The sequence below is a fragment of the Actinomadura sp. NPDC000929 genome (assembly GCF_040492065.1).
Lineage (GTDB): Bacteria > Actinomycetota > Actinomycetes > Streptosporangiales > Streptosporangiaceae > Spirillospora > Spirillospora verrucosospora.
The window spans coordinates 17,185-29,784 of sequence record NZ_JBEUPA010000115.1 but is presented as its reverse complement, the minus strand read 5'-3'; the positions used below and the strand labels follow the sequence as shown (position 1 = coordinate 29,784).

The following is a 12,600-nucleotide window of genomic DNA, read 5'->3' as shown; positions in this document are numbered from 1 at the left end:
GGCTGCACGGCCCCTACCTGGCCGGCGCCACCCTCGCCTTCGCCGTCGGGCTGCCCGGCCTCGCCAACTACGAGCCCCTCACCGGAGCGCTCGGCGGCCAGAACGGGCTGACGATCGTCCCGCCGGTCCCGCCCGCCGCGCTCGGCGAGACGTTCCCGCTGGAGCGCTGGCAGGCGTGGATCTGCTGCCTCGGCGCCGTCGTCACCCTGTTCCTGCTCGCCAACCTGACCCGCGGCCGGTTCGGGCGGACGCTGCGCGCCAGCCGCGACGACGAGATCGCCGCCGCGCTGAGCGGCGTCCGGGTCGCCCGGCTGCGGATCGCCGCCACCGTCGTCTCGGCGGCCTGCGCCGGGCTCGCCGGCGGGCTGCTCGCCGTGGTCGCCACGCTGGCCGCGCCGGGCGCGTTCCCGCTCACGCTGTCCCTCCAGCTCATCGCCGCGATCGTCATCGGCGGGCTCGGCAGCCTGCCGGGCGCGGTGTGGGGCGCGCTGATCCTGGTCTACGTGCCGACCTGGGCGGCGGACCTGTCGTCCTCGTCCGGCCTCTCGCACAACATCGCGTCGAACCTGCCCCTCGCCGTGTACGGCCTCGTCCTCATCGCGGTGACGCTGGCCTTCCCGCGCGGCGTCCAGGGAGGGCTGCGCGGCATCGGCGGCGCCGTCCGGCGCCGGGTGCGCGGGACGCGCGGCCGGGCTCCCGGGCCGCGCGGTCCGGCGCCGAGCGACACATCGGGGCCCACCACAACGCACCCAGGAGGAGCAGATGAAGCGACCCCGGACGATGCGGGCGCTCGCCCTGACGACCGCGGCGACGCTGGCGGTCGCGGCGAGCGGCTGCGGCGGTGACGGAGGGGGCGGCGGGTCGGCGGCGCCCGGGGTGACCGCCACCACCGTCACGATCGGCAGCCACCAGCCGCTGACCGGGCCGGCCGCGCCCGGCTACAGCGCCAACTCCGCGGCGTCCAAGGCGTTCTTCGACTATGTGAACGCGAACGGCGGCGTGCACGGACGCAAGATCGTCTACAGGTACGTGGACGACGCCTACAACCCGACGCAGACCGTGAGCGTGACGCAGAAGCTCGTCCTGCAGGACAGGGTCTTCGCGATCTTCAACGGGCTCGGCACGCCCACGCACTCCAAGGTGGTCGACTACCTGAACGCCCAGCGCGTCCCCGACCTGTTCGTCGCGTCCGGATGCGGCTGCTGGGACCAGCCGGACAAGCACCCGCAGACGTTCGGCTGGCAGGTCGACTACATCCGCGAAGGCAAGATCCTCGGCGACCACGTCAAGAAGGCCTACGCGGGCAAGAAGGTCGCCTACTTCTTCCAGAACGACGACTTCGGGCAGGACGGGGTGAAGGGCCTCGACAAGTACATCCCGAAGGACCAGGTAGTGTCCCGGCAGTCCTACCAGCCGGGCAGCACCGACATCGGTGCGCAGGCGCAGGCGATCGCGCAGTCCAAGGCCGACGTCGTCGTGCTGTTCAGCATCCCCACCTACACGGCGCTGTTCCGGCTCGCCGCGCTGAAGCTGAACTACAAGCCGACGTTCGTCGTCAGCAACGTCGGATCCGACCCGATCACCCTCACGGGGCTGCTGGAGAGCTTCGCCAAGAAGGGCGGCAGCGAGGTCGAGGGCAGCCCGCTCATCCAGGGCATGGTGACCGACGGCTACCTCGCCGCGCCGGGCGACGCCTCCAACAGCTGGACGGCGCTGTTCAAGAAGATCCACGACCGGTACATCCCGAAGCTGCCGTTCAACGGCAACATCGTCTACGGGATGTCGGTCGCCTACACCTTCGTGCAGGCGCTCCAGGCGGCCGGGAAGAACCCGACCCGCAAGGGCGTCGTGGAGGCGCTGGAGAAGTCGCGCTTCACCGGGCCGGGCGTCGTCCCGTTCGCCTACGGCGCGGACTCGCACGCCGGGTACACCGGGGCGGTCATCGGCACGGTCAAGGGGCAGAACGTCGTGCCCCAGGGGCAGCCGCTGACCACCGACGACGGCGACGGGCCGATCCAGCCCTACACGACCCCGCAGCCGCAGGCGCCCGCCAACGGCATCCCCGCCGCGGGCTGACCGGCCCCGCCGCCCCGCGCGTCGCGGCGCGGGGCGGCGTCAGGCCCGGACGACCTCCGGGCCCGCGGCCGCGAGGTCGGCGGCGAGGTCGGTGTCCAGCCCGGTGTCGGTGATCAGCACGTCGATGTCGGAGAGGCCGCCGAACCGCACGAGGTGGTCGTGCCCGATCTTGGTGCGGTCGGCGAGCAGCACCCGCCGCCGGGACGAGGCGATCATCGCCCGCTTCACCGCGGCCTCGGCCTGGTCGGAGGTGGTCAGCCCGCGCTCGACCGAGCAGCCGTTGGTGGCCATGAACGCCACGTCCACCCACAGGTCGGCGAGCGGGCGCAGCACCCAGTCGTCCACCGTGGCGAGCGTGCGGCCGCGCACCCGCCCGCCGAGGATGATCACGGTGAGGTTCGGGCGGGTCGCCAGCACCGCCGCGTGCGGCGGCGAGTTCACGATCACGGTCAGCTCGCGGTCGGTCGGCAGCAGCTGGACGAACCGCGCGGTGGTCGTCCCGGCGTCCACGATGACCGACCCGTCGGCGGGCAGCTCCTCCAGCGCCGCCTTGGCGATGCGCTGCTTCTCCTCCGTCATCACCGCGTCCCGCGCCGCCAGCTCCGGCTCGAAGCCGAGCCGCTCGACGGGCATCGCGCCGCCGTGCACGCGCCGGACCGTCCCGGCCCGCTCCAGCACGGTCAGGTCGCGGCGGATCGTCTCGGTCGTGACCGAGAACTCCTCGGCGAGCGCGACCACGTCCACCCGGCCCTTCGAGCGCGCCAGCGCAAGGATCGCCTGCTGCCGTTCCTCGGCGTACATGACCGTCGTCCCACCCGTTCCGTCTGCGTCGCGGTGCGTCCCCATTGTGCCGAGTCCGCCGTGCCGAGCCGTGCCGATCCCGCCGGTCCGCCGCGCCGGGGCCGCGGGACCGGTCAGGCGGGCTGCTCGGCGTCCAGGTCGCGGGCGAGCAGGCCGGCGAGCTCCTCCAGCGCGCCCCCGGCCCCGTCCCCCTCGGCGGACAGCGTCACCTCCGTACCGTGCCGCGCGCCGAGCGACAGCACGCCGAGGATGCTGCTCGCGGGGACGGGCGCGCCGTCCCCGACCCGGATGGACACCGGCACCGGCTGCCGCGCCGCCGCCTGGACGAACAACTGCGCCGGGCGGGCGTGCAGCCCCTGCGCCGCGGCGACGACGACGCTCCGTTCGGGCATGGCGTCTCCTCAGGGTTCGATGGTGACTTTGATCGCGGCGCCCCGGGTGACCAGGTCGAGGGCGTCGTGCAGGGCGTCCAGCGGGAGCCGGTGGGTGATGAGGTCCTCGACGGGGACCCGTCCGGACCCGATCATCTCCAGCGCGCGGGCGTTGTGCGCGGGGCTCGACCCGTTCGCGCCGACCAGGGACAGCTCCCGGTAGTGGACGCGGTTGGCGTCGACGGGGACGACCGGGTCGTCCTTGGGCAGGCCGCCGAACAGGCTGACCCGGCCGCCGGGCGCGACGAGCCGCTGCGCCAGGCCCTGCGCGGCGGCCGACGCGGCGGCGGTGATCGCCACGTCGGCGCCGCGCCCGCCGGTGCGTTCGAGGATCTCCTCGACGACGTCGCCCGCGCCCGCGTCGAGCGCGGCGTCCGGCTTGACGAGCGCGGCGGCCCGGTGCAGCCGCTCGGCGTTGACCTCCACGAGGAACACGCGGGCGGCGCCGCGGGCCCGCGCGACCCGCACGTGCAGGCAGCCGACCGGGCCCGACCCGAACACCACGACGTCGTCGCCCTCGCCGACCCGGGCGAGCTCCTGGCCGTTCAGCACGCAGGCGAGCGGTTCGGCCACCGACGCCTCGGCGAACGAGACGCCGTCGGGGATCCGGTTCACCCCGCCGACCGCGAGCACCTTCGCCGGGACGATCGTGTACTCGGCGAACCCGCCGTCGTAGTGGTATCCCATCGACTCCTGCGCGGCGCAGACCGTCATCCGGCCGCGGCGGCACTCGGCGCACCGCCCGCACGGGATCGCCGCGATCACCTGCACGCGGTCGCCCGGGGCCCAGTCCCCGGCGCCGGCCCCGGCCTCCACGACCTCGCCGGCGATCTCGTGGCCCATCACCCGCGGCGGGACGATGTGGTGGTGCCCGAACCGGGAGATCTTGACGTCGGTGCCGCAGGTCGAGCAGCCGCGGACGCGGATCTTCAGCTCGCCCGGGCCGGGCTCGGGTTCGGGGGCGTCCTCCAGGCGGATGTCGGCGGGGGCGTAGAAGCGGGCGACCTTCATGCGGTGTGTTCCTGTCGTGTCGGTTGCTCGTCCTCGGCCGGCGGGGCGAGCAGGGCGAGGACCTGCTCGGCGGCGGTGGCCTCGCGCAGCGCGCGGGCCCGGCCCGGGTCCATGAGGACCTGGGCCAGCTCGGCGAGGATCTCCATGTGGCCGTCGCCGCGCGCCGCGATCGCGACGCAGACGGTGACGGTCTCGCCGTTCCAGTCCGTCCCGTCGGGGAAGCGGACGACGGCGAGGGCGTCGCGGCGGATGAGGCCGCGGCCCCCGGACGTGCCGTGCGGGATCGCCACGCCCTCGCCGAGGTAGGTGGAGATGGAGCGTTCCCGCTCCAGCATCGCGTCGATGTAGCCGGGCTCGACGGCGCCCGCGTCCACGAGCACCCGCCCGCAGACCCGGACGGCGTCGTCGCGGTCGCGGGCCCGCGCGTCCAGCCGGATCGCGTCCGGGGCCAGCAGGCCGGCGGCGCCGTCAGGCACCGACCTCACCGCCGTCCTTGATCGCCTTGACCAGCCGGTCGACGGCCGGATCGCCGAGGTAGACCTCGAACGGGATCACCGGTGCGCCGCCGGCGCCGCGCCGGGCGCGGGCCGCGAGCCCGGTGTGGCAGACGACCACGTCGGCGTCGCCGGGGATCGCGTCGACGGGCGTGTGCTCGACCGCGACGTCCTGCTTGCGCAGCGTTTTGCGGAGCTGCCCGGCGAGCATGACGCTGCTGCCCATGCCCGCGTCGCAGGCGATGACGAGTTTGCGGATGTCCTTGCCGTTCATCGTTGGTGCGCCTTCCGTCAGTGGGCGGTCGTTTCCCGCGCGGCGCCGTCGGCGGGCTCCTTCGGGAGCGCCTGCCCGGCGGTGCTCGGCTCGGTGGTGGTCTCCTCGGCGGCGCCCGCTTCGGTGGCGCCGTCCGCCTCCCCGGCCGCGTCCCCGCCCTCGGGGTCGGACTCGGCCAGCCTGCCGAAGCCGAGCAGCGCGGCGCCGACGCCGAAGGAGACGGCCGCGGAGGCGATCAGGCCGGAGTAGACGCCGATCCAGTTGCCGGCGCCGCGGGGCGTCTGCGCCAGGTAGGCGAAGATGCTGCCGGGCGAGGGGGTCGCCACGAGCCCGGCGCCCGTGGCCACGAAGATCGCCACTCCGGTCACGCCGCCCGCCATCGCGGCGAGGATCATCCGCGGCTTCATCAGGACGTAGGGGAAGTAGATCTCGTGGATGCCGCCGAAGAAGTGGATGACGGCGGCCGCCGGGACGCTCGGGCGCAGCCGCCGCGGCCCGAAGAACCAGTAGGCGAGCAGGACGCCGAGGCCCGGCCCCGGATTGGACTCCAGCATGAACAGCACGGACCTGCCGTGCTCGGCGGCCTGCTGGACGCCGAGCGGACCGAGCACCCCGTGGTTGACGGCGTTGTTGAGGAACAGCACCTTCGCCGGTTCGATGAGCAGGGACGTGAGCGGCAGCAGGTCGTGGTCGACCAGCCACCCCACGCCGTCCCCGGCCCATTCGGTGAAGGTGTTCATGACCGGGCCGATGAGCCGGTTGCCCGCGACGGCCATCGCGGCGCCGACGATCCCGGCGGAGAAGTTGTCGACCAGCATCTCGAACCCGGTCCGGACGCGGTCCCGCACGAGGCCGTCGAACAGCCGCAGCAGGTACGCGGCGAGCGGGCCGGTGATCATCGCGCCGAGGAACATCGGCACCTCGGCGCCGACGACGATGCCCACGGTGGCGACCGCGCCGACGACGGCGCCGCGCTGGCCGTGCACCATCCGGCCGCCGGTGTAGCCGATCAGCAGCGGCAGCAGAAACTTGATCATCGGGTCGACCAGCTCGCCGAGCTCCTTGTTCGGCAGCCAGCCGGTCGGGATGAACAGGGCGGTGATCAGGCCCCAGGCGATGAACGCGCCGATGTTCGGCATCACCATCGCGGCCATCCGGCCGCCGAGCCGCTGGACGTTCGCGCGGATCCCGCGCCCGGCGGGCTCCGGGGTGTAGGCGGTGGCCATCTCGGCCTCCTGTCGTTCGGGGGTGGGGGTGGGTGTTTCGCGGGGTCAGGCGAGGAGGGGGCGGGCGAGGTCGGGGTGCGGGTGGATGCGGACGATGTCGCGCCGCACGTCGGCGGAGCCGGGCATCCGGCTGGCGGGCAGCCGCACGGCCGCCGCGCCCCAGGCGAGGCCCTCGGCGAGCGCGCGGGGCCCGCGGGCGCCCGCGGCGAGGAACCCGGCGAGCAGGGCGTCGCCGGCCCCGACGGTGCTGCGCGGGTGGGCGACGGGCGCCTCGCCGGTGAGGACGCCGTCGTCGTCGACGAGCACCGCGCCCTGCGCGCCCAGGCTGACCAGGACGGCGCGGGCCCCCCACGCCCGCAGCCGCCCGGCCGCCTCGACCGCGTCGGCCACGGTGTCGACCGGGCCGCCCGCGGCCTCCGCGAGCTCCTCCCGGTTCGGTTTGACGAGGTCGGGCGCGGCGGCGACGGCGGCGCGCAGCGCCGGGCCGCTGGTGTCGACCGCGACGCGGACGCCGCCCGCCGAGAACCGGCGGCACATCCGCGCGTAGGTGCCGTCAGGGACGCCGGGCGGCAGGCTGCCGCAGCCGACCACCCAGCGGGCGGAGCCGGCCGCGGCGGCCACCGCGGCGCCGACCTCGTCCAGCTCCCCGGGCGACAGCGGGCCGCCGGGCTCGTTCAGCTTGGTGACGACGCCGCCGGGCTCGACGATCGTGACGTTGGACCGGGTCCGCCCGCGGGCGCGGACGGCGTGCACGCGCAGGCCCTCGGTCTCCAGCAGCCGGCGCAGCTGGTCGCCGTCGGCGCCGCCCACCGCGACCACGGCGGCGGACGCGACGTCGTTGGCCAGCAGCGCCCGGGACACGTTGACGCCCTTGCCGCCCGGGTCCAGCCGCGCGGACCTGGCCCTGATGACCGCGCCGCGGGTCAGCACGTCCACCTCGATCGTGCGGTCGAGGCTCGGGTTGAGCGTCACCGTCACGATCATGCGCCGACCGCTCCCGGCTCCATGTGGCTTCCCTTCTGTTTGAGTTTGTTTCTCTTGTTTTAGATCCGTTTTCCGTCCAGGTCAAGAGCGGACGGGCCCCCGTGGTCGTCCCGTCCGGCGGCGGGAAGGATGATCTGTGGCGGGATGCGCGAGTCGGGAGGAGCACTGTGAGCCGGAGCGGGACGGGCTGATGGCCTGGTCGGTCTGCTTCAGCCTGCTCGCGGCGTTCCTGTTCGCCGCGGCGGCGGCCCTGCAGTACCGGGCCGCGCGGCGTGCCGTGCACGGCGTCTCGGACGCGTCCGCCGCCCACGGGCTGATCCGCCGGCTGGTCCGCGACCCCGTGTGGCTCACCGGGTGGGGGGTCAACCTCGGCGGGTTCTGCGCGCAGGCCGTCGCCCTGCACTTCGGCTCGACGGCCGTCGTCCAGCCGCTGCTGGTCACCCAGCTGGTCTTCACGATCGTGCTCGGCACGATCGGTACGGGACGCCGGCCCGCGCGGCTCGACCTGTTCGGAGGCATCGCCGTCACCGCGGGCCTCGCCGTCCTGTTCACGGTCCCGGGCGCGATCCCGCCCCAGGGCGAGCCGTCCCGGCCGCGGATCCTGCTCGCCGGGCTCGTCGCCGCGCCGGTCATCCTCGTCCTGTCGCGGGCGGCATGGCTGCGAAGGGGGCCGGTGCGGGCCGCGCTGCTCGGCGTCTGCGCCGGCCTGTGCTTCGCGGCGACCGCCGTGCTGATCAAACTCACCACCGCCGACCTGGTCGACCGCGGGGTCGCGGCCACCGCGGTGGACTGGCCCGGCTACGCGCTGGCCGGCAGCACGCTGCTCGGCCTGGTCATCGAGCAGCGGGCGTTCGCGGCCGGATCGCTGCCCGCCGCCATGACCGCGATGACGATGACGAACCCCATCGCGTCCTACCTCGTGGCCGCCTTCGCCTTCCAGACGCTGCCGCCCCGGACGGCCGCGGCGCTCACGGCCCTGTCGTTCAGCGTGCTCCTGCTCACCGGGGGAGTCGCGCTGCTGTCGCGGTCGGCCCACGCGTCCCGCGAGGGCGATACGGTGCCCGGAGCCTCCTGAAAGGACCCTCTTTGATTACCCGACGCGCCCTCGTCCTCGGCGGGCTCGGCGGCCTCGGCGCCGCCGCGGCCACGGGCGGCGCCGGCTACGCGCTGGTGGAGAGCGGGGCCCTGCCCGGCAAGGTCCGGCTGGACCGCGCGCTCGGCAGGTGCGGGGACGTGCCGGCGCCGCCCCCCGCGTCCGTCCGGGCCGAGACGATGACCTGGCGTTCCGCGCACCGCCGCACGACCGTCACCGCGACCGTCGTCCCGCCCGCCGCGAACCGGTCGCCGCGCGGCCTGCCGGTGGTCGTCGCCCTGCACGGCACCGGCGAGGACGGCTCCTCCCTCGTGCGGAACCTGGCCCTGGACCACTACCTGCCCGACGCGGTCGCCAACGGCGGCGTCCTCCCGTTCACCCTCGTGAGCGTGGACGGCGGCCGGGACACCTACTGGCATCCGCGCGCCTCCGGCGACGACCCCCTCGGCATGATCGTGGACGAGCTGCTGCCGCGGCTGCGGGACCGCGGCGCCCGCACCGACCGCGTGGGCGCCATCGGCTGGTCGATGGGCGGCTACGGAGCCCTCGTGCTGGCCCGCCGCCTCGGTCGCGCCCGCACGGCCGCCGTGGTCGCCTCGTCCCCGGCCCTGTTCGCCTCCTACGAGGACGCGGTCGCCACGAACCGCCGCTCGTTCGACGGCGCGGCGGACTACCAGCGCCACGACGTCTTCGCCGCGCTCGAAGAGCTGAAGGGCGTCCCGCTGCGCGTCGACTGCGGGACCAGCGACCCGTTCGCCGACCGGGTGCGCGATTTCCGCGACCGGGTCCGCCCCGAGGGCGGGCTGGAGGGCGGATGCCACGACGCGGCCTTCTGGCGTCGGCAGCTCCGCCGCGAACTGGCGTTTCTCGGGCACCGTCTGAGCCCCCGCTGACCGCCTGGAGATCTCGGGGGGACCGGGCATGATGGCGTCATGAGCGACACCCCGGCCCGCACCGAGATCGGTGACCGGGCGGCCTACGCCGCCGCCGTCCAGACCGCCGTCGCCGCCTCCGCCGCCTACTACGGCGAGGGCGACTCGCCGCTCGACGACGACGCCTTCGACCGGCTGGTGCGCGGCATCGCCGCCTACGAGGCCGAGCATCCGGACGAGGTGCTGCCCGAGTCCCCGACGGGCAAGGTCGCCGGGGGAGCGGTGGTCGGCGACGTCCCGCACACCGTCCCGATGCTGAGCCTGGACAACGTGTTCTCCGAAGAGGGCCTGCGGACGTGGGCGGCGCGCCTGGCCCGCCGGCTCGGCCGCGAGGTCGCGGCGTGGAGCGTCGAGCCGAAGCTGGACGGCATGGCGATCTCCGCCCGGTACCGCGACGGGCGGCTCGTCCGGCTGGTGACGCGGGGCGACGGCGCCGCGGGCGACGACGTCTCCCACTGCACCGGTATGATCCTCGGCCTGCCGGGGCACCTCGCGCGGCCGCTCACCGTCGAGCTGCGCGGCGAGGTGCTGATGACGCGGGCCCAGTTCGAGGCCGCCAACGCCGCCCGCACCGCCACCGTGGGAACGACGTTCGCCAACCCGCGCAGCGCCGCCGCCGGAACCCTGCGCACCAGGGACCACCCCTACGAGGTGGAGATGACCTTCTTCGCCTACGGCGCGCTGCCGGCGGACGGCACCGACGGCGAGACGGCCGCGCGCCTGCGCGACCTGCCGCACAGCCGGGTCATGGAGCTGGTCGCCGGCCTCGGCGCGAACACCACGGCCGCGACGTCCGCCCCGGGGATCACCGCGACGTCGATCGAGCGGGTGCTGGAGCGGATCGAGGAGATCGCCGCGCTGCGCGCCGAGCTCGACTTCGGCATCGACGGCATCGTGGTCAAGGCGGACGCGGCGGCCGACCAGGCCGACGCCGGCCTGTCCTCGCGCGCCCCGCGCTGGGCGATCGCCTACAAGCTGCCCGCGGTCGAGAAGATCACCCGGCTGCTGGACGTGGAGTGGAACGTCGGCCGCACCGGGGTCATCGCGCCCCGCGCCGTCCTGGAGCCCGTCGAGGTGGACGGCTCCACCGTCACCTACGCGACCCTGCACAACGCCGCCGACATCGAGCGGCGCGGACTGATGATCGGCGATCACGTCACCGTCTACAAGGCGGGCGACGTCATCCCGCGCGTGGAGGCCCCCGTCGTCCACCTGCGCACCGGGCGGGAGCGGCCCGTCGAGATCCCCGCGGCCTGCCCGCGCTGCGGCGACGGGATCGATGCCTCCCAGCAGCGCTGGCGGTGCGTGCGGGGCCGCGCCTGCCACGCCGTCGTGTCGGTCCGCTACGCGGTGGCCCGCGACCAGTTCGACATCGAGGGCCTCGGCGAGGGCCGCATCGACCAGCTCATCCGCGAGGGGCTGATCACCGACTTCGCCGACCTGTTCACCCTCACCTACGACCAGGTCATCGCCCTGGAGCGGATGGGCGAGACCAGCACCACGGCCCTACTCGCCGCGATCGAGGGCGCGAAGGCCAAGCCGCTGAGCAAGGTCTTCTGCGCGCTCGGCGTGCGCGGCACCGGCCGGTCGATGTCGCGCCGCATCGCCCGCCACTTCGGCACGATGGACGCGATCCGCGCCGCGGACGCCGAGGCCCTCCAGGAGGTCGAGGGCGTCGGGCCGGAGCGCGCCGCGGTCCTGGTGGCCGAGATCGCCGAGCTGGCCCCGCTGATCGACAAGCTCGCCGCCGCCGGGGTCACCATGACCGAGCCGGGCGCCGCGGGCCCGGCCGGGCGGGAGGCCGGGGCGGGCGCTCCGGACCTGCCCCTCGCCGGGATGTCGGTCGTCGTCACCGGCGCGATGTCCGGGCCGCTCGGCGGCCTGTCGCGCGAGCAGGTGAACGAGCTGGTCGAGCGCGCCGGAGGCACGGCGTCCTCGTCGGTGTCGGCCCGCACGTCCCTGGTGGTCGCGGGGGAGAAGGCGGGGTCGAAGAGGGCCAAGGCCGAGCGGCTCGGCATCGAGATCGTCACGCCGGAGGAGCTCGCCGCCCGCGTCGCCGCGTTCCTGTGAGCCGCGGCTACGCCGTCGGCTCGGCCCGGCCCGTCCGGTCGGCGCGGCCCGTCCGCACCAGCCAGCTCAGCATCAGCATGAGGTCGAGCCGTCCGTCCGGCTCGGTGAAGCGGCCGCCGGTCAGCTCGGTGATGCGCCGCAGCCGGTACCGGACGGTCTGCTCGTGGATGTGCAGCCGCTCCGCGGCGGTCACCGCGTTGTCGCCGCACTGCAGGTAGGTCAGCAGGGTCTCGGCGAGCGGCTGCCGGCGCGGCGGAGGCAGCTCCAGCAGCGGCCCGAGGGCGGCTTCGGCGGTCGCGCCGACCAGTTCGTCCGCCGCGAGCGTGGCCAGGGACGCGATGTGGTCGACGCACCGGACGGGGCCCTCGTCCGGCAGCAGCCCCCGTTCCGCCAGGGTCAGGGCGTGCCGGGCCCAGCGCAGCGAGAGCGCGCCCTGCCCGATCGGGACGGTCGGGCCGAGCGCCGAGGTGCCGAGCCTGCGCAGCGCCGGCCACAGCCGGTCCTGGCCGGGGCCCTCCGGGTCGGGCACCACGAGGAACGGGACGGGCGCCTCCCAGTCGGCCAGCACCGCGGGCGGCAGGATCCGGGCGCCGGCGGGCGCGCCCGCCGGCAGCGCCACGAGCGCGATGCTCTTCGGCAGCTCCCAGCGGGCCGCGACCGCCAGCTCGGCGATCGTCTCGTGCCCGGGCGGGGGCTCGGCGACCAGCAGGTCGCGGAGCCGGTCGCGGCGGCGCTCCCGCTCGGTCGCCAGCTGGCCCTGCGCGCGGGCGTAGCCCTGCGCGGCGGCGTCCGCGGCCCGCGCCAGCAGCATGAACAGCGAGTCCGTGAGCCGGCCGAGCGTCTCGCGCGACCAGCCGAGCCGGTAGGCGTCCTTGATGAACCGGCGGCAGGCGACCTGGCTGCTCACCCGCATCGCGTTCTGCAGCGCGGCCAGGCTCCTGCCCTGCCGCGCCTCCTCCTCGCCGAGCCGCATGTACAGCTCGGTGATCTTGCGTGCGTCCGCGGTGGGATGGTCGACGGAGTCCACGAAGAACGCGACGGTGTCGCTGACCGTCCGCTCCACCTTCCGGGCGTACTCGCCGCCGTCGGCGCCCGCGTACTCGGGGACCTGGTCGCGGATCTCCCGCTCCATCTCGTCCACGGCGGCCTGGAGATGCTGCCGCAGCACGTCGGGCAGCTCGGCGGGCATCGGCCCTTCGGTCATCCGT

13 protein-coding genes are annotated in these 12,600 nt (G+C 74.9%); 5 read left to right on the top strand and 8 right to left on the bottom strand.

Features of this window, described 5'->3' with window-relative positions; translation table 11 throughout:
• Together ABWI04_RS30780 and ABWI04_RS30775 are read left to right on the top strand one after the other, a co-directional pair.
• The coding region (locus ABWI04_RS30780) for a branched-chain amino acid ABC transporter permease (RefSeq protein ID WP_353834630.1) at positions 1–845 on the top strand (845 nt) is incomplete at its 5' end.
• A complete protein-coding gene (locus tag ABWI04_RS30775; RefSeq protein WP_353834629.1) occupies positions 763–2,076 on the top strand; it encodes an ABC transporter substrate-binding protein in 1,314 nt (437 codons plus the stop codon). The genes ABWI04_RS30780 and ABWI04_RS30775, both read left to right, overlap by 83 nt.
• Positions 2,077–2,115: 39 nt before the next feature.
• On the opposite strand, the gene ABWI04_RS30770 is transcribed toward ABWI04_RS30775, so the two are convergent.
• The 7 genes from ABWI04_RS30770 to pfkB all read right to left on the bottom strand — a co-directional run bounded on the left by ABWI04_RS30770 (position 2,116) and on the right by pfkB (position 7,297).
• The gene (locus ABWI04_RS30770) at positions 2,116–2,877 is read right to left on the bottom strand and encodes a DeoR/GlpR family DNA-binding transcription regulator (RefSeq protein WP_345176129.1); all 762 of its coding nucleotides are present in this window, start codon (positions 2,875–2,877) and stop codon (positions 2,116–2,118) included.
• A 113-nt stretch (positions 2,878–2,990) separates the two neighbouring features.
• Positions 2,991–3,269, bottom strand: coding sequence for an HPr family phosphocarrier protein (locus ABWI04_RS30765; RefSeq protein WP_345176127.1), 279 nt, complete (start codon positions 3,267–3,269; stop codon positions 2,991–2,993).
• 9 nt (positions 3,270–3,278) lie between these two features.
• A complete protein-coding gene (locus ABWI04_RS30760) occupies positions 3,279–4,319 on the bottom strand; it encodes a zinc-dependent dehydrogenase (RefSeq protein WP_353834628.1) in 1,041 nt (346 codons plus the stop codon).
• Positions 4,316–4,804, bottom strand: a complete 489-nt coding sequence (locus ABWI04_RS30755; RefSeq protein WP_353834627.1) for a PTS mannitol transporter subunit IIA — start codon at positions 4,802–4,804, stop codon at positions 4,316–4,318. Before ABWI04_RS30755 ends, ABWI04_RS30760 begins: the two co-directional genes overlap by 4 nt.
• Entirely contained in the window at positions 4,788–5,087 is a 300-nt protein-coding gene (locus ABWI04_RS30750) for a PTS lactose transporter subunit IIB (RefSeq protein ID WP_353834626.1), read from the bottom strand. Before ABWI04_RS30750 ends, ABWI04_RS30755 begins: the two co-directional genes overlap by 17 nt.
• Positions 5,088–5,104: 17 nt before the next feature.
• Positions 5,105–6,313 carry a mannitol-specific PTS transporter subunit IIC gene (gene mtlA / locus ABWI04_RS30745; RefSeq protein WP_353834625.1) on the bottom strand — a complete coding sequence of 403 codons (1,209 nt, stop codon included), beginning with the start codon at positions 6,311–6,313 and terminating at the stop codon, positions 5,105–5,107.
• Positions 6,314–6,358: 45 nt separating this feature from the next.
• The gene (gene pfkB, locus ABWI04_RS30740; protein ID WP_345176111.1) at positions 6,359–7,297 is read right to left on the bottom strand and encodes a 1-phosphofructokinase; all 939 of its coding nucleotides are present in this window, start codon (positions 7,295–7,297) and stop codon (positions 6,359–6,361) included.
• A gap of 136 nt (positions 7,298–7,433) precedes the next feature.
• Between pfkB and ABWI04_RS30735 the strand changes: the two genes are divergently transcribed.
• Genes ABWI04_RS30735 through ligA form a run of 3 tightly spaced genes read left to right on the top strand, consistent with a single transcriptional unit; the run spans position 7,434 to position 11,392 of the window.
• Entirely contained in the window at positions 7,434–8,372 is a 939-nt protein-coding gene (locus ABWI04_RS30735; RefSeq protein WP_353834624.1) for a DMT family transporter, read from the top strand.
• 11 nt (positions 8,373–8,383) lie between these two features.
• Positions 8,384–9,283: an alpha/beta hydrolase gene (locus ABWI04_RS30730; RefSeq protein WP_353834623.1), complete on the top strand. Its 900-nt coding sequence runs from the start codon at positions 8,384–8,386 to the stop codon at positions 9,281–9,283.
• A 39-nt stretch (positions 9,284–9,322) separates the two neighbouring features.
• Positions 9,323–11,392, top strand: coding sequence for an NAD-dependent DNA ligase LigA (gene ligA, locus ABWI04_RS30725; protein WP_353834622.1), 2,070 nt, complete (start codon positions 9,323–9,325; stop codon positions 11,390–11,392).
• Between the two features lie 7 nt (positions 11,393–11,399).
• Here ligA and ABWI04_RS30720 read toward each other — a convergent pair whose 3' ends face one another.
• The gene (locus tag ABWI04_RS30720; protein WP_345176100.1) at positions 11,400–12,596 is read right to left on the bottom strand and encodes a PucR-like N-terminal domain-containing protein; all 1,197 of its coding nucleotides are present in this window, start codon (positions 12,594–12,596) and stop codon (positions 11,400–11,402) included.
• Between the last annotated feature and the right edge of the window lie 4 nt (positions 12,597–12,600).